Genomic DNA, 20,162 nt, shown 5'->3' with positions numbered 1-20,162 from the left:
CAAAAATAATAAAAGTTTAAGGTATAACAACAATAACGCACCCAAACAAACGATAGATACTTCAAACAAAACTATCTGGGATAAACGTTGTTAACTATAAAACTAAAAATACCACAAAAATGAAAAAATTAAGTTTAGTGGCAATGATGGCTATAGCAGCCTTATCATTCCAGGCCTGTAACAATGCCGCCAAAGACAGCAAAGAATCTGCCGATAGTGTAAACGCGGTGAAAGACACCACCACGACCGGCGCAACCGGTATAGCGGTTGATGAAAACGATGCAAAATTTGCTACTGATGCCGCAAACGCGGGCATGGCCGAAGTTGCAGCAGGTAAACTGGCTTCAGAGAAGGCCGTTGATCCGCGCGTTAAGGAGTTTGGCAATATGATGGTAATGGACCACACCAAAGCCAATGAAGAATTAATGGCAATAGCCAAAACAAAGAATATTACTTTGCCAACCGCACCGGATGCTGACCATCAAAAGATGGCTGCCGACCTTGCTGCAAAATCGGGTAAAGATTTTGACAAAGCATACGTTGACGCTATGGTAGACGGACATAAAAAAGTAGCGTCGATGTTAGAAGATGCATCGAAAAATTGTAAAGACGCCGACCTGATGGCTTTTGCTACCAAAACGCTGCCTACAGTTAAAGCGCACTTAGCTAAAATTGAAGCGATACAAAGCAGCATGAAATAAGCTTAAACTAATTTAGATGAAAAGGGATAGGCATAAGCTTATCCCTTTTTATTTGGAATATTTTATGTTGATACCTGTTAATATGATAAATTTACCGTCATGTCAGCACCTATAGTTACAGGCTTAATGGCCTACGGCATGTCCGGGCGAATATTTCACGCGCCGTTCGTTAGCACCAATCCCGGCTTTACATTAAAAGCTGTAGTTGAGCGCCACGATAAAAAAGCGGCCAACATATACCCGGATATCATCAGCTACAACAATATTGATGATTTGTTAAACGATGACGAAATTGAGCTGATAATTGTTAACACGCCCAGCTACCTTCACTATGAGCATGCTGTTAAAGCCTTAAACGCCGGCAAACATGTACTTATAGAAAAACCCGCTGCAGCCACGGTTGCCGAAGTAAAAGAATTATTTGAACTTGGCCGCAGGTTGGGTAAGCATGTTATGATATACCAGAACCGCAGATATGACAGCGGCTTTTTATCAACCAAAGAAGTAATTGAAAGTGGCCGGCTGGGCGATCTAATAGAGGCAACCTTCCGTATGGACAGGTATAAAGCTGCGCTGGGCGTAAAATCGTTTAAAGAAACAAAAACTACGCCGGCAAACGGCCTGGTTTATGATCTGGGCCCGCACTTGCTTGATAACGCGATAAGTTTATTTGGCAAGCCGTTATCTTTCCGTAAAACCACAGGCATATACCGGGATGGATCTGAAGTGCCCGACTACTTTAACTATCACCTTATTTACCCCAACCAACTAAACGTTTATTTAACATCGGGCCTGCTTATAGCCGGCGAAACACCCGGTTTTGTAGTGCATGGCAAAAACGGCAGCTTCATAAAAAACCGTACTGATGTGCAAGAGGCGCAGTTGGACAAAGGCATGATGCCAACCGATCCTGCTTATGGGGTTGAGCCGGCCGGCAACGAGGGCCATCTTACAACAGTGGGCATAGATAACCAAAAGTGCACCGAGCCAATAGCATCGAAAAAAGGCGATTACACCCAAATATTCGATGCCGTTTATCATACAATACGCAATAACGCGTTATTTCCTGTAACTGAAGAACATATTGCCTGGCAACTGGAAATGCTGGAGGCTTAATTTATTGTACAATGACAATTAAACAAATGAAGAGACTTATATTCTTATTATTTATCGTGGTAGCCGGCTTTTCGTGCACACAGGCTCAAACTATCCCCACCACAATCCCTCCGTATAAAATATTAACCACTAACGACCAAACAGTTACACCGGCAGACCTTACAAAGAACAAACCGGTAATGATCATTTACTTTGCCCCCGATTGCCCGCATTGCCAGAAGCTGATAAATGACATGAAACCTTATATGAAGAGTTTTAAGGATATACAGGTGGTGATGATAACTTTTAGTGATATCAGGATGGTGAAAAGTTTTCAGAAGGATTATGGCTTAACCGCATGGCCTAATTTTATTTTAGGCACCGAAGGCTACACTTATACTGTGCAGCGTTTTTATCAGCTTAAGCATACGCCGTTTGTAGCCATTTATAATAAAGGTGGTAAACTGGTGCAAACGTTTGAGAAACAACCTGAGGCGAGCGACTTGTTAGCCGCGATCAAGAAAATTTAAGGCCTCGGCTACCCTGTCGAGGCAAGCGCAAAACGAATAAAAGCCCGGCTGCAATTGCAGCCGGGCTTTTTGTTTGTGAGTTCTTGTATATAATATTATTCGCCGCCGGTGTGGTCATGCGCGTGCTCTTCGCGGAAAAGCTTGGCACTGAAAAAGTCGTTGTTCATGCGGGCAATATTGGTCAGGGTTATTTCCTTAGGGCATTCTGCCTCGCAGGCACCGGTGTTGGTACAGTTACCAAAGCCTTCTTTATCCATTTGTGCCACCATAGCCTGTACACGGCTATAACGCTCGGTCTGGCCTTGCGGCAATAAACCCAGCTGTGTTATTTTAGCCGAAGTAAACAGCATTGCCGAAGCATTTTTACATGCGGCAACGCATGCACCGCAACCAATACAGGTAGCCGAATTAAAGGCCTCGTCGGCAATTACCTTGGGGATGGGTATTACATTAGCATCGGGCACACCGCCTGTGTTTACAGATATGTAACCGCCGGCCTGTTGTATACGGTCGAACGCTGAACGGTCGGTCGCCAGATCCTTTACGATCGGGAACGCAGCCGAACGCCATGGCTCAATGGTAATGGTCTCGCCATCGCTAAAGCTGCGCATATGCAATTGGCAGGTTGTAATAGCCCTTTTTGGCCCGTGCGGGCGGCCATTGATGTACAACGAGCACATACCGCAAATACCCTCGCGGCAATCGTGGTCAAAGTGAATAGGGTCTTCCCTTTTCAGGATCAGGCTTTCGTTAACCACATCCAGCATTTCAAGGAATGACATATCCGGCGAAATATTCTCGGCCTTATAGGTCACAAACTTGCCGGGGGTTTGCGAATTTTTTTGACGCCATACTTTCAGCGTCAGGTTCATGTGTCCACTCATCTTAATAGATTTGAGATATGAGATTTTAGATTTGAGACGGCTTGTTTAACATTTGTTGAAAGGCATAATTCATCTTTTGCAATTCTTCAATCTGTTGTAATAACCCATTCAGCAAATCGGTATTTAATAAACTTAACTTGTTTGATATAACCAATTGGGTTTGTACCTCGTACGATGACCCATTGGCTATCCCTAAAAAATTACAGAACTCTTTATTAGAATTCCTTCCAGCACCTTCTGCAATATTTGACGAAATTGAAACTGCTGCTCGCCTTAACTGGCTTGTTAAACCAAAGCGCTCATCATTCGGAAAGCTTGAAGTGGCTTTGTAAACATCAACTGCCAAATCAATTGCTTTATTCCAAATTTTCAATTCTGCCAGATTATGCATCCTGTTTAGACATGAGAATTGAGATCTTAGATATCAGGAGAACAAAAGTCTCAAATCTCATATCTAACATCTCAAATCTTTATTTATAAGATCGTTGCGTTAACTTAACATTTTCATATACCAGCTCTTCTTTGTGCAGTTCTTCGGGTTGGTTTTCGCCTTTATATTCCCATGCTGCAACAAAAGCAAAATTTTCGTCGTCGCGTAATGCTTCACCCTCTTCGGTTTGCGATTCTAACCGGAAGTGGCCCCCGCACGATTCGCGGCGCATTAAAGCGTCGGTAACCATCAGTTCTCCAAGCTCAATAAAATCTGCAACGCGACCGGCCCTTTCAAGCGCAAGGTTAAACTCTTCGTTTTCGCCGGTTACAATGGCATTTTTCCAAAAGTCAGCCTTTAGCTCTTTGATCAGGCCAAGGGCTTTTGTAAGGCCCTCTTCAGTACGTGCCATGCCGCAATATTCCCACATAATATGGCCCAGATCACGGTGATATTCGTTAACGGTTTTTGTACCATTAAGCGCCAGCAGTTTGTTTACATAAGCTACTACATCCTGTCTGGTTTGTTCAAAAGCAGGGTGGTTTTTATCAACAGGCTTAGGGCCTATGGTAGCCAGGTAATCGCCTAAAGTGTATGGTATAACAAAGTAACCATCGGCGAGGCCCTGCATCAAGGCAGATGCACCAAGGCGGTTTGCACCGTGGTCGCTAAAGTTACATTCGCCCATGGCATATAAGCCTGGTACATTGGTGCTCAGGTTATAATCAACCCAAAGGCCGCCCATGGTGTAATGCACCGCCGGGTAAATGCGCATTGGTTGTTTGTAAGGGTTTTCGTCGGTAATTTGATAGTACATATCAAACAGGTTACCATATTTTGCGCGTACGGTATCCTCACCCAAACGTTGTATAGCTTCGGCAAAATCAAGGAACACCGCAAAACCCGAACCACCAACACCGCGGCCATCATCAACCATTTCCTTAGCGTTACGCGATGCCACATCGCGTGGAACAAGGTTACCAAATGCCGGGTACTTTCTTTCCAGGAAGTAATCGCGGTCTTCTTCTTTTACCTCCGCCGCGGTTATTTCCTTTTTGCGCAGCTTTTCGGCCACCTCCACCGTTTTTGGGGCCCAAACACGACCATCGTTACGTAACGATTCCGACATCAGTGTTAGCTTACTCTGATGATCGCCTGTAACCGGTATACAAGTGGGGTGTATTTGGGTATAACAAGGGTTCGCAAAGTAAGCGCCGCGCTTATGTGCCCGCCATGCAGCGGTAACATTACTGCCAATGGCGTTTGTAGATAAGTAAAAAACGTTACCGTAGCCTCCTGTTGCCAGTAACACCGCATGGCCCGAATGGGTTTCTATCTCGCCGGTTTTCATGTTACGGGTAACAATGCCTTTGGCGTGGCCGTCAATCATTACCACGTCCAGCATTTCGGTGCGGGTGTATACCTTTACTTTGCCCAGGTGTATCTGGCGGTTCAATGCCGAATATGCACCAAGCAAAAGCTGCTGGCCTGTTTGGCCGCGGGCATAAAATGTACGCGATACCTGCGCGCCACCAAATGAGCGGTTATCAAGTAAGCCGCCGTACTCGCGGGCAAAGGGAACGCCTTGTGCCACACACTGATCGATGATATTTACCGATACCTCGGCAAGGCGGTAAACGTTGGCCTCGCGCGAGCGGTAATCGCCCCCTTTAATGGTATCGTAAAATAGACGGTAAACGCTGTCTCCGTCATTCTGATAATTTTTTGCAGCGTTAATACCACCCTGCGCCGCAATAGAGTGCGCACGGCGCGGACTATCCTGAAAGCAGAACGATTTAACGTTATACCCAAGCTCGGCCAGCGATGCCGCCGCCGAAGCGCCCGCTAAGCCTGTACCCACAACAATAATATCGTACTTACGCTTATTGGCGGGGTTAACCAGCTTTAAATTAAATTTATGCTTGCTCCATTTTTCGGCTAATGGGCCTTGCGGAATTTTAGCATCTAAACTCATTTGTTTCTATTTACGATTTTAGAATTACGATCTTTAGATTTACGAATACCGTTCAATCCAAGTTGCAATTCGTAAATTATTTTAAACTCTGTATGTAATAAACTACCGGCATCAGCGCAAAACCCAGAGGTATGATCACCGCAAACAGCCAGGTGCCAAAAAAATAAACTATTGGCTTGTATTTTCGATGCACCCAACCCAGCGTATGAAACGCGCTTTGGAACCCATGCAGCAAGTGGAACGATACCGCGCCCATTGCTATTACGTAAAATATCACATAAAATATGTTGCTGAAACTGCTTTGTATACGCGCGTGCAGGTCTTTTACACGAATGATCTCTACGTTGTTCTCCGTAGATATCGACCGTTCAAAGTCAGGCGTTGCAGGGGTATAGTCAGATACTGTGGTTTCGTTAGTTGCCAGGTTGGTGCGGTATTCCTTAAAACCTAATATATTGTTATACTTATAGGTGAACCAAAAATCGCCCATGTGAATAACGATAAACAAAAACAGGATAGAACCCAGCAAGCCCATGTTCTTTGATGACCATGAAGCAGGAGATTTGGTTTGCACAGCATAACCTACCGGCCTTGCCCTGCGGTTTTTAATAGTTAATACAAGGGCGTAAATGCTGTGCACTATAATAGCCAGGTACAACAGCCAGGCGATAACTTCGATGGGTGGAAAATGCGTTAAGAAATTTGCGTAGCTGTTAAATGCAAAACCCTGGTCGTGCTTAAAAAGCAAGAGGTTACCGCCCAGGTGCACAATTAAAAAAGTACACAAAAACAAGCCTGTTAAAGCCATTATCAGCTTTTTTCCCAGTGATGAGTTAAAGGTTTGTTTAAATTCGCTCATTATTGATCAGATTTATTTAGGCAAAAGTACCAAAAGATAGAAATGGTTTCGGTTTAATGGAACGATAATAACTATTTAGAAACAGTCTAAGCAGAATGTTTTTTTGTAAGCCTTTAGGTTTCAATATTTTTACCTCATACAGCCACGTTTTTACCCGCAAAGCCAGGATATTTCATATTTTAGGGCACCTTGTTACATTTAAAACTATGAAGTATAACCTATATCTAATTACCCTTTGTTTTCTAATAGTCGCCTGTAACAATACCCCGAAATTTGAAGTTACTATTAAGTCCCATGTTACAAACGGAAGCATTATATTATCAAAGGGTAAAGAGCAATTGCTTACCCAGCCCCTTACAAATGGCAGCGCTACTATCACTACGCCTGTGGAAAGCCCGAGATATTATACTTTATCGATAATTGACAGCGACAAGCCTTTAAGTGCTAAAAATAACTTCGAGGTTTATCTTGAAAACGGCAAATACATTATTGATGCGAAGGCCAACACCAAAGGGGTTTACCCGGAGATAACGTCTACGTCAAAAACCCAACAGCAATTATCAGATTATTATAAAACAGAAAACGAGATAGCAGGCGGCTTAAACCACAGTATAGATTCGATGCTTGTAGTTATAGATTCGCACGCTGCCAGGGAGCAGTCAAAGAAAGAGCGCTCCGCCCTATTCAAAAAAACCCGCGACCTTCAAACTCAAAGAAGAAAACTGGAGCCAAAAATTTTGGATGCTTATATATCCCGGCACCCGGATAACGTTGTTGCACCACATATCATGTCGTTACAGTATATGGATGAGTATCCTGTTGAATACAACAAGCTTTTATCTAAACTCCCTGATGATGCCAAAAAAACATCCGACGGACAATCGGTAGCCGATAAGCTAAGCGTACTGGTAAAACTTTTACCGGGCTCAGAAGCCCCGGATATTATTGGTGAAATGCCCGATGGCAAAGAATTTACCAGGCTACCATTCAAAGGAAAATTAACCCTGGTTGAATTTTGGATATCGGGCAACCGGCTTTGCCAATTGAACCATGCTAAAATTGCTAAGGGCCTTATTATTACCGATAGCGATAAAAAGCATTTTGCCGTTGTAAGTGTTTCAATAGATGCTTACCCCCAGGTATGGAAACGGGCAGTTAAGCAAAATAATCTGACCTGGCCACAGGTGGCTGATTTTAAAGGCAACAATTCGCCAAATGTAGCCAACTGGAAGATCACTAACGTGCCAAGGTACTTTTTAGTCGACGGTAACTGGCGCATCATCAAACCTAATATTGATATCCTTGATGTTGATCAGGAAGTACACGATTACCTGGCGGCGCACAAATAAGTTCCCCTTTATCGGTTTTATTTAACCGGTTTTAGATCGGCGAAGAACGGCAGGTAAGTGGTTGTTACATCTTTACCCGGCTCGTGTACTGTAATACCGGTAATGATATTTTTATCATCCGCTTCAAAACCGATGCCTGCTTTGGCATCGTCGTAAAGGCTGCGGCTATTTCCTTTATCGGTAAATGTTGCCACTTTTTTTAGGTGATATAAGGCCATTGCATCTTTTAAAGGCGCGCCGGTATGCAGCTTATTGGTTACTTTAAATACCGGTGAAGTAACCCTTACCTGTTTAACGCGGCTGGTTTCGTCGTTACCCATATCGCGCGAAAAATACATTTGAGTAACATAGCCGGTAGTATCGTGGTTGGCATACCAGATAGCTATGCTTTTACCCATAGCCGCATCCCCGGCATCGGGTTTGCCTAAACGTGTATAGATATTTTCGCTGCTTTCGTTTATGGTTGTTTGGCCAAGGCTTATTCCCGGTACAACTAACTGGGCAAGTGGTATGGGCTTATCGCCGGGAAGGTCAACAACGGCGGTATCAACCTTATTTACGGTAGTATCTTCGGCCTGGCTATTATCGGCCGTTGAAGCTGGCTTTTGCTTGCATGATATTACAATAATGGCAAGTAAGGGTATAAATAAATATCGCGACGATATCATGGTTGTAACAATTTAATTAATTTACAGTTGATAGCTATAACCAATATTAGCGTATTTTGTTATCATAAACAATGCTTACAAAAGGACAAACCGTAATACAGCAATGGTACAGGCAAAAGCAGTGGAAGCAGTTCCCGTTTCAAAAAGAGATGGAGGCCGCGTATCTTTCAGGTTATTCGGGCTTACTGAACGCGCCTACCGGCAGCGGTAAAACCTTTGCATTGTTTTTGCCCTTTTTGGCAGACTTTATAAACAAACACCCCGATACTTATACTACGCAAAAGAACAACGGCCTATTGATGTTATGGATAACGCCCCTGCGCGCATTAACCAACGATATACGCAAGGCTATGCAAGAGGTATGCGACGATATCGGCCTGCCCTGGCGTATCATGACCCGCACTGGCGACACGTCCGCCGCCGAAAAAGCCGCCCTGAAAAAGAAACTACCCGAGGTATTGCTCACCACCCCCGAAAGCCTGCATCTGATGCTGGCCCAAAAGGAGTATGATAAGGTATTTAAAGGCCTACAGGTAATGGTTTGCGATGAGTGGCACGAGTTGCTCGGCACCAAGCGCGGTGTACAGGTGGAGTTGGGACTTTCGCGCCTTAAGGCCCTTGCTTCAGTTGGCAGTTTGCAGTTGGCAAATGGCAGGGACGAGTTAGCGGTAGGCGATTTGCAGTTGGCAGGAAAAGTTAACCAAGTAACCAACAGCCCACTGCAAACAGCAAACAGCAAACTTAAAATCTGGGGTATCAGCGCAACCATCGGCAATTTGGAACAGGCGGCCGAGGTATTGCTTGGGAACGACTTCCCGCCCGAGCAGATAAAAATGGTGCGCGCCAATATTGATAAAAGACTGGTGATAGAATCTGTCATCCCCGAAAATATTGAAAACTACAGCTGGGCGGGGCATATTGGTGTAAAGCTGTTGCCGCAGGTGATGGAGATAGTGGCTAAGAGTAAAACCACGCTGATATTTACCAATACCCGGTCGCAAAGCGAGATCTGGTACCACGCCATTATCGATAACTATCCCGAATATGCGGGCATTATGGCCATGCACCATGGCTCGCTCGACAATGAACTGCGTAACTGGGTGGAGCAAGCCCTGCATGCCGAAGCCCTAAAAGTTGTGGTGTGTACATCAAGCCTCGATCTCGGTGTCGATTTTCGCCCCGTAGACACGGTTGTACAGGTCGGCAGCCCGAAAGGCGTGGCGCGTTTTATGCAACGCGCGGGGCGCAGCGGCCATCATCCCGGGGCTATATCAAAGGCATATTTTGTGCCCACCCATTCGCTTGAACTATTGGAAGGCGCTGCGCTTAAAGGGGCCATTAAAAAAGGTGTATTTGAAAGCCGTGACCCAATGCTACTTACCTTTGATGTGCTGATACAGTTTATGGTTACCTTGGCCGTATCTGACGGCTTTAGGGCTGATGAGCTGTTCCGGGAAATAAAAACCACCTTTGCCTTTGCCGACCTGCGGCGGGATGAATTTAACCAGCTGCTTGATTTTATTACCAACGGCGGCAAAACTCTTGCACAGTACGATGAGTTTTTAAAGGTTGAGGTAGATAACGGTCTTTTCAAGGTCAATAGCCGGCGGGTTGCCCTCCGCCACCGCCTTAGCATCGGTACCATTACCAGTGAACTCAGTATCCGTGTTAAATGGCTAAGCGGCGGCAGCCTGGGTACTCTAGAAGAAGGTTTTATATCCAAGCTAAAACCCGGCGATACTTTTTGGTTTGCAGGCCGGAGCCTTGAGTTTGTTAAGGTAAAGGAAATGACGGCTTATGTTAAAAAATCCACCAAGACAAAAGGCCTGATACCAAGCTGGGCAGGCGGCAGGATGCCTTTGTCTTCACAACTGTCTGCTGTATTCAGGGATAAGCTGGATGAGGTAGCCAACGGTATCGAAACGGACATAGAAGTACGCGCCCTTAAACCTTTATTTGATCTGCAAGCCCAGTTATCCCATCTGCCGGAACGGCACGAGTTTTTGATCGAGTCGTTCAGATCACGCGAGGGGCACCATTTGTTATTTTATCCTTTTGAGGGAAGACTGGTGCACGAAGGGATGGCAAGTTTGCTGGCCTATCGCATCTCCAAGATAAAGCCTGCAAGCTTTTCGATAGCCATGAATGATTATGGTTTTGAACTGCTCACAGATGAAGACATTCCTATAGAGGAAGCTTTGGAAGATGCCGATTTCTTTAGTATCAATAATCTTATCAGCGATATACAAAACAGCCTTAACTCTAATGAAATGGCGCGCCGCAAATTCAGGGACATAGCGCATATCGGCGGACTGGTATTTACCGGATATCCTGGTCAGCAGGTAAAGAACAAGCATTTGCAGGCATCCACATCATTGTTGTTTGAAGTGTTTAACGAATATGAGCCGGACAACCTATTGGTGCGCCAGGCTTATAACGAGGCACTGGCGTTTCAACTGGAAGAGTTTAGGCTGCGTGCAGCTTTGCAGCGCATCCAAACGCAAAATATCATCCTCAAAAATATTGAACGCCCAACACCTTTTGCCTTCCCCATATTAGTTGACAGCCTGGGCCGTGAACGCCTGACCACCGAAACAATGGAAGAACGTATAGCTAAAATGGCCCGGCGCTATGGTGCAGAAGAAGTTGCAGACAGGCCCTCCGCCAAAAGCAGGAAACCGGGAGTTACGCGTAAAAAGGGGTTTTAAATTCCGGAACCGTAAGGATTTTAGCAGTAAAACAAAAAGGACGGCTATGGCCGTCCTTTTTAAATATGATCAAATTGCTTTTACAATTTACGTTTCACCTCTACGTTTTCGTATGCTTCTACTATATCACCAACTTCGATGTTGTTGTAGTTTGCAATATTTAAACCGCACTCGTAACCTGTGGCAACTTCTTTAACATCGTCTTTGAAACGTTTAAGTGATGCCAGTTCGCCAGTGTGTATAACTACGCCATCGCGAATGATACGTATCTTGCTGTTACGGTTAATCTTACCATCAAGCACCATACAACCTGCAATAGTACCCACTTTGCTGATCTTAAAGGTTTCGCGTATCTCTACGTTAGCAACAATCTTCTCTTCAAAAGTTGGTGCAAGCATACCTTCCATCGCGGCCTTTATCTCGTTGATAGCGTCATAGATGATTGAGTAAAGCCTGATATCTATTTGCTCGGCCTCAGCCAGCTTCCGCGCACTTCCTGATGGACGTACCTGGAAACCGATGATGATAGCATCTGATGCTGAAGCCAGCAACACGTCAGATTCTGATATCTGGCCTACGGCTTTGGATATGATGTTAACCTGTATTTGCTCGGTAGAAAGCTTCAACAACGAATCGGATAACGCTTCGATAGAACCATCCACGTCACCCTTAACAATAATGTTAAGTTCCTTGAAGTTACCAACCGCTAAACGACGGCCAATTTCATCAAGTGTAATGTGTTTTTGTGTACGTAACCCTTGTTCGCGCTGTAATTGTAAACGTTTGTTAGCAATTTCGCGTGCTTCAGGCTCGGTATCCAACACGTTGAACTTATCGCCAGCGGTAGGTGCGCCCTGCATACCCAATACCTGTACCGGTGTTGATGGCCCTGCAGATTCAACCCGCTGGCCCCGTTCGTTGGTCAACGCTTTTACGCGCCCGCTGTAGCAACCGGCAAGTATCGGATCGCCTACTTTAAGGCGGCCCGCCTGCACTAATATTGTAGTAACGATACCACGGCCTTTATCTAAAGCGGCCTCGATAACCGTACCTACGGCACGTTTGTTAGGGTTGGCTTTTAGCTCCAGTAGCTCTGCTTCTAACAATACTTTTTCTAACAGCAGATCAACGTTTAATCCGGTCTTGGCCGATATTTCCTGGGTTTGATATTTACCGCCCCACTCTTCAACCAAAATGTTCATGGTTGATAACTGCTCGCGTATCTTATCAGCATTAGCACCCGGCCTGTCCATTTTGTTAAACGCGAATATAATTGGTGCGCCTGCAGCTTGTGCATGGTTAATGGCCTCTTTTGTTTGAGGCATCACGCTATCATCAGCGGCAATAACAATAATAACAATATCTGTTACCTGTGCACCCCTTGCACGCATAGCGGTAAACGCTTCGTGACCCGGCGTATCCAGGAAGGTGATCTTACCTTTATTATCCGGCAAGGTAACCTCATATGCACCGATGTGCTGGGTTATGCCACCCGCCTCGCCGCCAATTACATTTGTTTTGCGTATAAAATCCAGTAACGATGTTTTACCATGGTCAACGTGGCCCATGATGGTCACAATCGGCGCACGCGGCACCAGATCTGCAGGATCATCAGGCTGATCAAGGTTGGCTTCTTCGTCTTGTGGTTTCACAAACTCAACCTGGTATCCAAACTCCTCGGCAACAATGCTAAGGGTTTCGGCATCCAGACGCTGGTTTATCGATACAAACATACCGAGACTCATACATGTCGAGATGATCTGGGTTACAGATACATCCATCATCAAAGCCAGTTCGTTTGCCGTAACAAACTCAGTAACCTTGATCACTTTAGACATTGCGTCCTGCTCCATTGCAAGTTCTTCAGCAGTTGCGGCAACGTCATCACGTTTTTGACGGCGGAACTTAGCGCGCTGTGCAAACTTACCCGACTTACCTGCCCCGCTTAAGCGTGCCAGTGTAGCCTTTATCTGGTCTTGTATATCTTTTTCTGTAGGTTCTTCTTTAGGGCCCCCTATAGGCGCATTTCTGCCTCCCCTAAAATCAGGGCGGTTACCACCACCCGGAGGGCCTGCCGGCCTGTTCCTGAAATCAGGGCGGTTAGGATTTATAGTACCGCTTGGCGGTGCCTGCTGGCCGGCGTTGCCGCCCTGCTGGTCTTTGCGCTTGCGTTTGCGTTTTTGATCTGCAGCGTTGCCTGCAGCATTTGATGAAGACGCTACCGGCCCGCCGCGTTTTGGCTGGTTTACCGGTAAAGTTATTTTGCCAATAATTTTTGGCCCGCTTAACCGCTCAGCGCTTGCGCGTATAACTTCGTCGTCGCTTTCGGCGGTTGTATCTCCTTCAACTGCGGATGCGTCTGATGCCGGAGTGGCATTTTCAGCAACCGGCGCGGCTTTGGGTGTTTCGGCAACGGGTGCAGGGCTCTCTGCTACTGGCTCGGCTTTTGGCGCTTCGGCTACAGGAGCAGGCTTCTCTGCTACAGGTTCAGCTTTTGGCGCTTCGGCAACAGGAGCAGGCTTCTCTGCAACGGGTTCAGCCGCCTTCGGAGTTTCGGCAACTGGTGCGGCTTTCTCTTCAACCGGCGGTTTTGCATTAAGGTTATTAAGGTCTATTTTACCAATTACCTTTACACCAGGCAACGCATCGTTGCGCTCTTCAGCCTTCGCCTGTACAGGCTCGGCGGGTTTAGGCTTTTCAGCCTGAGGCGAAGTAAAATGGCCGGTGTTTTTTATCAATATCTCTTCGTTCTCAAAATCCCGGGAACGACGTGGCTGCTCTGCAGGGCGCTCTGGTGTTTGAACACCTTCTTCCTTGCGGATGTTGCCAATCTTGATCTGTTTGGCCTCCTCCTTAATAATTTTATCAACAGCAAACTCCTTCAACAAAGTAGTGTACATATCGTTATCCAGCTTAGCCATGGGTTGCTTTTCAACCTTGTAACCTTTGGAAGCTAAGAAATCGACAATGGTACCCATACCAATGTTCAGTTCTTTTACTGCTTTTATTAATTTTATGGATTTGTCTTCTGACATTTATTAAATTTTCTCTGCTAATTATCGCAAAAATACGATTTTAATTTTTGTTATTCTGTTTATTCAAATTCTGCCTGCAAAATTGATAAAACATCTTTTATTGTTTCTTCTTCCAGATCAGTGCGTTTAACCAGTTCGCCTACTGATAATGCCAGTACAGATTTAGCAGTATCAAGGCCAATACGTTTAAACTCGTCAATTATCCAGCTATCGATCTCATCCGAGAACTCTTCGATATCCACGTCCTCATCGTGCTCGTCGGCTTCGCGGTAAACATCAATTTCATAACCTGTTAATTTACCGGCCAGTTTAATGTTATGGCCGCCCCTGCCTATAGCTAACGATACCTGATCGGGCTTTAAGTAAACCGCTGCCGTTTTTTTCTCATCATCTAATTTGATAGATGTGATCTTGGCCGGTGATAAGGCGCGCTGTATATACAACTGAATATTGTTCGTAAAGTTTATCACGTCGATGTTCTCGTTCTTCAATTCGCGAACGATACCATGGATACGCGACCCTTTCATACCTACGCAGGCGCCAACCGGATCGATACGGTCATCGTACGATTCTACGGCCACTTTTGCCCTTTCGCCCGGTTCGCGAACTATTTTCTTGATAGTTATCAGCCCGTCAAATATCTCAGGAACTTCCATCTCGAACAAACGCTGTAAAAACTCGGGAGCCGTGCGCGAAATAATAATTTTAGGGTTACTGTTCAGCATATCAACCTTGCTGATAATCGCCCTAACGCTATCCCCTTTTTTGAAATAATCGGCAGGTATCTGTTCGGTTTTTGGCAATAAAAGCTCGTTACCTTCATCATCAAGCACCAGGGTCTCTTTTTTCCAAACCTGGTAAACCTCGCCGGTAACAATTTCGCCAACGCGGTCTTTATATTTTTTAAAGATCTCGTCTTTCTCCAGTTCCAATATTTTAGATACCAAAGTTTGACGCGCAGCAAGTATTGCACGGCGGCCAAAGCTTTCCAGGGTTATCTGCTCAATTTGTTCATCTCCGACTTCAAGATCAGCATCAATTGTTTTAGCCTCGGCCAATTCTATCTCCAGGTCGTCATCCTCACTAAAGCCATCCTCAACCACAACACGTGTGCGCCATATCTCTAAGTCACCGTTATCTGTGTTTACTATTACGTCACAGTTTTCGTCCGTTCCATACTTTTTCCTGATCATACTCCTGAAAACGTCTTCCAGAACGCTCATCATGGTTGGGCGGTCAATGTTCTTGAAATCTTTAAATTCCTGAAAAGAATCAATTAAATTAATATTGCTCATCTTCTACTTGAATGATATTAAAACCTTTGTTTCTGTTATGTTATCTGTCGGGATATTGCTTTCAATAATTACGGCCTTTTTCCCTTTTTCTTTTATTGTTTCGTTAATTACTATAAAGTCGTCGCCAACCTCCTTCAATACGCCCTCGCGTTTAGCACCATCGTTCATTTTTATAGCTAACGTGCGGCCTGTGTTTTTAGCATATTGCCTTTTTAATGTTAGCGGCGCATCAATCCCCGGCGATGAAACCTCAAGATTGTAAGGCGTATCAATTACATTCTCTTCTTCCAGGTGAAAGCCTACATGCCTGCTTATGGCAACACAGTCGGCAATCCCTATTCCGTTGTCTCCGTCAACCAGTACTATCAGCTTACCATTCGGATGCATTTTAACATCCACCAAAAACAGGTTTGGCATGTCGGCAATCTTCTCCTCCACCAGTTCAGTTACTCTTTTTTCAATATTCATTATCGTATGTTTTTCCCGGCATCCCGGAAGGTGATGGAGCGGTTGATAATTTGATTGATAAAATAAAAGAGGGGACAAACGCCCCCTCTTTTTTAATTCAGATGCAAATATAGCATGTTTTTTTCATTTTTCAAAGCTTATTCCTTAAAAATCAAATCAATAAAATGCGTTCGTCCGGGCTGCGAGTGGCCTTTAATGTAATCTATGAGCCTGGCGCCTTCGCCAAGTCGATAATTTCTTATAAAGTAAGTCTGCCCTTTTACAAAAGGGGTATCGGGCGTAAAAACCACCGCGCTATCCTTTAAAAGGTAATGGCCCGGCTGCACAGGCTGGTAATTTTTCAGATCTGTATCGGCCGGCATCCGGTAAACCGCCACCAGGCTTTGCCATACAGTGTTGTCAGTATCGCGTGCTATATCCTGCATTACGGCATAATCAAGCCCTTTTATCTGTATCGATTGCCGGTTGTTTACTAATGATAGCCGCACACCGGCAGGGTGTTTTGTTGGGGTGCAGGCAAAGATGAATAAGAAAATGATTAAAATGTGAAGGTACCAATACCTCACATGGATTAATTTAAGCATATATTCAATTCCATATTAAATTACTTACAATTCTTTGATTTGAAAAATAATTTGGTTAGGTTAGTCCTAACTTAACCAAATATCACAACTCTTGAGAGACAAACTGTCAAATTTAATAACTAGCATCATATGCTATGTATTTTTGCCTTTCATACCCTTTATGTTTGAGTATTATTATTCTAAGCCTCATCATATTACTGAAAGGTCGGCTATAGTTGCACTAAGTGCATACGCCTTTAGCTTAGCTTTCAGCACTAAATTTAGAATTATATCTCTTCTTAACATAATCATAGCATTCTTGGCAGGAATTATGTATGGTTCAATTGAAAACGAATTAGTCGTTGATTGGACGTCATTGCCCACTGTTTTAATTTATATCTTAGTACTTTCTGCCATGGGGGAACGTTATCATAGGCATATAAACGAAAACGAAATATGTTGGTTTTATACAATTTTTGAAGCGAAAAAATAGTCATTATGGAAGATTTAATTGGCGTACTTGCTATAGGAATGGTTGGAATTAACTTTTTATACTTGGGATTTAATATCTACAGGCAAAGAATAGCAGAAAAAAAGCTTGAAAAGCTTATAAAAAAGCATGAGGCTGATTTACTAAAAATGATAAATGATAAAAATTACAAAGCGCAATTCTACTTATCCAATAAACGTTCTAAAGAGGATTTCGAGAATCTAATGATGATTACATTCGTAAACAACCAAATCAATCACCTTAGCAAATATGATAAGTTAATGATGAAAAAAATCATTGAAAGAAAAAGCTCTGAAAATCAACAACGTTATATATCCAAGCTTTTTCAAGATATAGGGCTCTCTAGCCTATTGCATAATTCGAAAAAACCATCCGTAGCCTAACCAAGTTCAGGCTTTGCGAATTAAATGTTGCCATGGCACTTGTGTTCGCGCAGCATCTTAGCGCTATTCGGCGGTAAGATGATTTGATCACAAATAAACTGCTGTTGTACTAATCATTTACTGTATATTTTACTTCCCTTTCAGCGTTTCCTCAAACAATTTATATATTCTTTTATACTCATCCGTCCAGCTGCTGGGTTGCACAAAGCCGTGGTCCTCTACCGGGTAAGGCGCAAGCCACCAGTTTTCTTTATGCAACTCTATCAGCTTTTGGGTAAGGCGCACAATATCCTGAAAGTTTACATTCTGGTCCACCATGCCATGCAGCATCAGCAGGTTGCCCTTTAGGCCATCGGCGAAATAAATAGGCGAGCTTTGGCGATATGCTTTCTCGTCGGTAAAGGGCTCGTTTAAGATGTTTGAAGTATAGCCATGGTTGTAATGCGCCCAATCGGTAACCGAGCGTATAGCTGCGCCCGAGGCAAAAACATCAGGCTGGGTAAACAATGCCATCAGGGTCATAAAGCCACCGTACGAACCGCCGTACATGCCAACATGTTTTGGGTTAACACCATATTTTTCTACTAATAACTTTACGCCATCTACCTGGTCGGTAAGGTCGGCGCCGCCCATGTGGCGGTATATTCCGGTGCGGATGTCGCGCCCATAGCCAGAGCTTGCGGTATAATCGATATCCATTACCGTGTATCCGTTATCTGCCAGCATATTGTTGAACATATACTCGCGGAAATAGGTGCTCCACCAGTAATGCACGTTTTGCAGGTAGCCCGCACCGTGTACAAATATTACGGCAGGTTTTGCAGGGTCGGCCTTTTTCGGCAGATACAGCCGTGCGTAAATATCTTTCCCGTTACGGTTTTTAAAGCTGATCACCTCCGGCTCACGCCATGGATACGATTTAAATTCCTCGGTAACAGAGTTGGTTACTTGTACGGCCTTCGCCCCCGTTTTGTTGGGCTGCACATACAATTCCCATGGTTTGTTTGAATAGGAGTAGTGGATAGCCAGCCATTTTTCATCGGGCGAAAGCGTTACTTCGTTGCCCCCTTTCATGCTTGTTATTTTAACCGGCACGCCGCCCGTTACAGGTATGCGGTAAAAATGCGTTATACCGGGATGCTCGATATTGGCGGTAAAATAAAAGGTTTTTTTATCATTGGATAAGTGCAGGGTTTGTACCTCCCACTTGCCCGAGGTAAGCTGCTTTTTGTGGCGGCTAACCATATCTGCCATATATACGTGCGAGTAACCACTGGCCTCGCTCTGGTAGTAGAAATGAGTGTTATCCGCCCAGCCCATACTGCCATTTGAAAAAAAACCGCTTGTGCCGGGGCCACCTATCCAGGCATCGTCGTGCTGGCGGTCAAGCAGCGTTAATTTACCGGTTTCGGCGTCAAGCTGCATCAGCCAGCGGTCTTTATTGTCCTTCGCTTCTACGTCCACAACGGCGTATTTGCTGTCGGGACTCCAGTATGGAGTGGCAATGTCAACCAGGCGATCAGCGTTGCGCTTTTTATACGCCTCTAGTTCTTTAGGGTACTCTTTTATGTACTTGGGTATATCCTTTATACCTGGCAGATCATCGGTATTGATGCTGTAGACCGTATCGCGCTGCCTGTCAAAAATAAAGCTTTCGGAAGTTGATTGCGGACTACCTACCTTGGTACGGTTAGGAATATCCTCGGTGTAGCCCGATGAGGTAACATAATCGGGCACAATGGTGTTCCTTTCACCCTCGGCCGGCTGAATGAGGCGGTAAGTAACATACCTGCCATCCGGACTTAGCTGCACCCCGCTTAAGCGCTTTTCCCCAAATATTATTTCTTTTAATTTGGATACCTTAAACAAACTACGCTCCGCCGAATCAAGCTTGCGGTCTTTCTCGTTGGCCTTAATTATATCAAACAGCTCTAACTGCTGTGTTTTTAACCAGCGCGATTGCTCATCGTCTTTGGCGGGCTTTTTTCCGTCGCTTGCTTTTTTTACAAAATTTGTGATCTGCGTTAGCTTGCCCCGGTTAAGTGTTAAAGCGTAAAGGTTGTTGTCGCCGGTAAAAATAACGCTTGATTCGTCGCCGCTGAAAGTGGGGTTCATTTCGTGCGCCGCGGTATTGGTTAATTGTATGCTTTTACCGGTAGCCACGTTTAACAAGTATATATCGCCATTCTTTTCGTACACTTTAAGGGTGCGTGCCCTATTCCATTTGCCATCGCCCGGTATCATGTCGCGGCGTTCGGCCAAAGCTACCTTTTGGGGTTTTATGTTGTTTGGGCTTATGCAAAACAATTCGTCGCGCTCTGCCCTATCAGGGTTCCAGGTAAAGTATATTTTTTTGCTGTCGTCGCTCCAGCGGATGTTATCGGGCGACACGCCCATCCATTTTGGGTCGCGCATTATTTTCTCAACAGTAAGCACTTCAAGTTTTTGCGCCGAAGCGCCAAAACCAATGCACAGGAACAGTAAGGTAAGGCTCTTTTTCATAAACAGTTGCTGTTAAGGCGATGCAATTTAACAGTTTAGGTAATATTACTATTTTTAACGCTTTAATTGTTACAAATATAAAACGCTACGTTACCGGCAAGCCTGTTGAAGCGGCAGGTCTTCGGCAAGCTAAAACTGATAACGTTGATAACAAGGAAGCCGCTCAGTAAGCGGCCTCCTATTAGGTATATCTGTCTTGTATCTTG

The 20,162-nt window shown here is 44.7% G+C and carries 17 protein-coding genes; 7 read left to right on the top strand and 10 right to left on the bottom strand.

Annotated elements, in window-relative coordinates:
- Positions 1–119 precede the first annotated feature (119 nt).
- The 3 genes from GWR56_RS05575 to GWR56_RS05565 all read left to right on the top strand — a co-directional run bounded on the left by GWR56_RS05575 (position 120) and on the right by GWR56_RS05565 (position 2,326).
- On the top strand, positions 120–701 hold the full coding sequence (locus GWR56_RS05575; RefSeq protein ID WP_162430156.1) for a DUF4142 domain-containing protein: 582 nt from the start codon (positions 120–122) through the stop codon (positions 699–701).
- A 99-nt stretch (positions 702–800) separates the two neighbouring features.
- Positions 801–1,817: a Gfo/Idh/MocA family oxidoreductase gene (locus tag GWR56_RS05570; RefSeq protein ID WP_162430155.1), complete on the top strand. Its 1,017-nt coding sequence runs from the start codon at positions 801–803 to the stop codon at positions 1,815–1,817.
- A 26-nt stretch (positions 1,818–1,843) separates the two neighbouring features.
- Positions 1,844–2,326: a thioredoxin family protein gene (locus GWR56_RS05565; RefSeq protein ID WP_162430154.1), complete on the top strand. Its 483-nt coding sequence runs from the start codon at positions 1,844–1,846 to the stop codon at positions 2,324–2,326.
- Positions 2,327–2,421: 95 nt separating this feature from the next.
- Here GWR56_RS05565 and GWR56_RS05560 read toward each other — a convergent pair whose 3' ends face one another.
- From GWR56_RS05560 to GWR56_RS05545, 4 genes are all read right to left on the bottom strand, one after another.
- A complete protein-coding gene (locus GWR56_RS05560; RefSeq protein ID WP_202925378.1) occupies positions 2,422–3,210 on the bottom strand; it encodes a succinate dehydrogenase/fumarate reductase iron-sulfur subunit in 789 nt (262 codons plus the stop codon).
- A 25-nt stretch (positions 3,211–3,235) separates the two neighbouring features.
- A complete protein-coding gene (locus GWR56_RS05555) occupies positions 3,236–3,601 on the bottom strand; it encodes a four helix bundle protein (protein WP_162430153.1) in 366 nt (121 codons plus the stop codon).
- A 79-nt stretch (positions 3,602–3,680) separates the two neighbouring features.
- A complete protein-coding gene (locus GWR56_RS05550; RefSeq protein ID WP_162430152.1) occupies positions 3,681–5,615 on the bottom strand; it encodes a fumarate reductase/succinate dehydrogenase flavoprotein subunit in 1,935 nt (644 codons plus the stop codon).
- A 76-nt stretch (positions 5,616–5,691) separates the two neighbouring features.
- The gene (locus GWR56_RS05545; protein ID WP_162430151.1) at positions 5,692–6,474 is read right to left on the bottom strand and encodes a succinate dehydrogenase cytochrome b subunit; all 783 of its coding nucleotides are present in this window, start codon (positions 6,472–6,474) and stop codon (positions 5,692–5,694) included.
- 206 nt (positions 6,475–6,680) lie between these two features.
- Here GWR56_RS05545 and GWR56_RS05540 point away from each other — a divergent pair, with 206 nt between their 5' ends.
- Positions 6,681–7,823: a thioredoxin-like domain-containing protein gene (locus GWR56_RS05540; RefSeq protein WP_162430150.1), complete on the top strand. Its 1,143-nt coding sequence runs from the start codon at positions 6,681–6,683 to the stop codon at positions 7,821–7,823.
- 17 nt (positions 7,824–7,840) lie between these two features.
- On the opposite strand, the gene GWR56_RS05535 is transcribed toward GWR56_RS05540, so the two are convergent.
- A complete protein-coding gene (locus GWR56_RS05535; protein ID WP_162430149.1) occupies positions 7,841–8,491 on the bottom strand; it encodes a hypothetical protein in 651 nt (216 codons plus the stop codon).
- A 71-nt stretch (positions 8,492–8,562) separates the two neighbouring features.
- On the opposite strand from GWR56_RS05535, the gene GWR56_RS05530 reads away from it, so the two are divergent.
- On the top strand, positions 8,563–11,199 hold the full coding sequence (locus GWR56_RS05530; RefSeq protein ID WP_162430148.1) for a ligase-associated DNA damage response DEXH box helicase: 2,637 nt from the start codon (positions 8,563–8,565) through the stop codon (positions 11,197–11,199).
- Positions 11,200–11,279: 80 nt separating this feature from the next.
- Here the strand turns inward: GWR56_RS05530 and infB are convergent, their stop codons facing one another.
- From infB to GWR56_RS05510, 4 genes are all read right to left on the bottom strand, one after another.
- Positions 11,280–14,234, bottom strand: a complete 2,955-nt coding sequence (gene infB / locus GWR56_RS05525) for a translation initiation factor IF-2 (RefSeq protein ID WP_162430147.1) — start codon at positions 14,232–14,234, stop codon at positions 11,280–11,282.
- 59 nt (positions 14,235–14,293) lie between these two features.
- Positions 14,294–15,529 (bottom strand): transcription termination factor NusA, encoded by a 1,236-nt coding sequence (gene nusA / locus GWR56_RS05520; RefSeq protein WP_162430146.1) that lies wholly within the window; start codon positions 15,527–15,529, stop codon positions 14,294–14,296.
- A gap of 3 nt (positions 15,530–15,532) precedes the next feature.
- Complete coding sequence (gene rimP, locus GWR56_RS05515; protein ID WP_162430145.1) at positions 15,533–15,997, bottom strand: ribosome assembly cofactor RimP; 465 nt, start codon at positions 15,995–15,997, stop codon at positions 15,533–15,535.
- Between the two features lie 137 nt (positions 15,998–16,134).
- Positions 16,135–16,581 (bottom strand): hypothetical protein, encoded by a 447-nt coding sequence (locus GWR56_RS05510; RefSeq protein WP_162430144.1) that lies wholly within the window; start codon positions 16,579–16,581, stop codon positions 16,135–16,137.
- Between the two features lie 477 nt (positions 16,582–17,058).
- Between GWR56_RS05510 and GWR56_RS05505 the strand changes: the two genes are divergently transcribed.
- On the top strand, positions 17,059–17,454 hold the full coding sequence (locus GWR56_RS05505; protein WP_162430143.1) for a hypothetical protein: 396 nt from the start codon (positions 17,059–17,061) through the stop codon (positions 17,452–17,454).
- A 129-nt stretch (positions 17,455–17,583) separates the two neighbouring features.
- Here the strand turns inward: GWR56_RS05505 and GWR56_RS05500 are convergent, their stop codons facing one another.
- A complete protein-coding gene (locus GWR56_RS05500) occupies positions 17,584–19,956 on the bottom strand; it encodes a prolyl oligopeptidase family serine peptidase (RefSeq protein ID WP_162430142.1) in 2,373 nt (790 codons plus the stop codon).
- 20 nt (positions 19,957–19,976) lie between these two features.
- On the opposite strand from GWR56_RS05500, the gene GWR56_RS05495 reads away from it, so the two are divergent.
- Positions 19,977–20,126, top strand: a complete 150-nt coding sequence (locus tag GWR56_RS05495; RefSeq protein ID WP_162430141.1) for a hypothetical protein — start codon at positions 19,977–19,979, stop codon at positions 20,124–20,126.
- Positions 20,127–20,162: the final 36 nt, after the last annotated feature.

The organism is Mucilaginibacter sp. 14171R-50 (assembly GCF_010093045.1).
Classification (GTDB): Bacteria; Bacteroidota; Bacteroidia; order Sphingobacteriales; family Sphingobacteriaceae; genus Mucilaginibacter.
Note: the sequence above shows the minus strand (reverse complement) of the source record. Positions and strands in the feature narration are given on the sequence as shown.

What these genes read in the sequence shown, in the direction of transcription:
- GWR56_RS05575 (WP_162430156.1), top strand. Translation starts at nt 120, where the DNA reads ATGAAAAAATTAAGTTTAGTGGCAATGATGGCTATAGCAGCCTTATCA.
- GWR56_RS05570 (WP_162430155.1), top strand. Translation starts at nt 801, where the DNA reads ATGTCAGCACCTATAGTTACAGGCTTAATGGCCTACGGCATGTCCGGG.
- GWR56_RS05565 (WP_162430154.1), top strand. Translation starts at nt 1,844, where the DNA reads ATGAAGAGACTTATATTCTTATTATTTATCGTGGTAGCCGGCTTTTCG.
- GWR56_RS05560 (WP_202925378.1), bottom strand. Translation starts at nt 3,210, where the DNA reads ATGAGTGGACACATGAACCTGACGCTGAAAGTATGGCGTCAAAAAAAT.
- GWR56_RS05555 (WP_162430153.1), bottom strand. Translation starts at nt 3,601, where the DNA reads ATGCATAATCTGGCAGAATTGAAAATTTGGAATAAAGCAATTGATTTG.
- GWR56_RS05550 (WP_162430152.1), bottom strand. Translation starts at nt 5,615, where the DNA reads ATGAGTTTAGATGCTAAAATTCCGCAAGGCCCATTAGCCGAAAAATGG.
- GWR56_RS05545 (WP_162430151.1), bottom strand. Translation starts at nt 6,474, where the DNA reads ATGAGCGAATTTAAACAAACCTTTAACTCATCACTGGGAAAAAAGCTG.
- GWR56_RS05540 (WP_162430150.1), top strand. Translation starts at nt 6,681, where the DNA reads ATGAAGTATAACCTATATCTAATTACCCTTTGTTTTCTAATAGTCGCC.
- GWR56_RS05535 (WP_162430149.1), bottom strand. Translation starts at nt 8,491, where the DNA reads ATGATATCGTCGCGATATTTATTTATACCCTTACTTGCCATTATTGTA.
- GWR56_RS05530 (WP_162430148.1), top strand. Translation starts at nt 8,563, where the DNA reads ATGCTTACAAAAGGACAAACCGTAATACAGCAATGGTACAGGCAAAAG.
- infB (WP_162430147.1), bottom strand. Translation starts at nt 14,234, where the DNA reads ATGTCAGAAGACAAATCCATAAAATTAATAAAAGCAGTAAAAGAACTG.
- nusA (WP_162430146.1), bottom strand. Translation starts at nt 15,529, where the DNA reads ATGAGCAATATTAATTTAATTGATTCTTTTCAGGAATTTAAAGATTTC.
- rimP (WP_162430145.1), bottom strand. Translation starts at nt 15,997, where the DNA reads ATGAATATTGAAAAAAGAGTAACTGAACTGGTGGAGGAGAAGATTGCC.
- GWR56_RS05510 (WP_162430144.1), bottom strand. Translation starts at nt 16,581, where the DNA reads ATGCTTAAATTAATCCATGTGAGGTATTGGTACCTTCACATTTTAATC.
- GWR56_RS05505 (WP_162430143.1), top strand. Translation starts at nt 17,059, where the DNA reads ATGGAAGATTTAATTGGCGTACTTGCTATAGGAATGGTTGGAATTAAC.
- GWR56_RS05500 (WP_162430142.1), bottom strand. Translation starts at nt 19,956, where the DNA reads ATGAAAAAGAGCCTTACCTTACTGTTCCTGTGCATTGGTTTTGGCGCT.
- GWR56_RS05495 (WP_162430141.1), top strand. Translation starts at nt 19,977, where the DNA reads ATGCAATTTAACAGTTTAGGTAATATTACTATTTTTAACGCTTTAATT.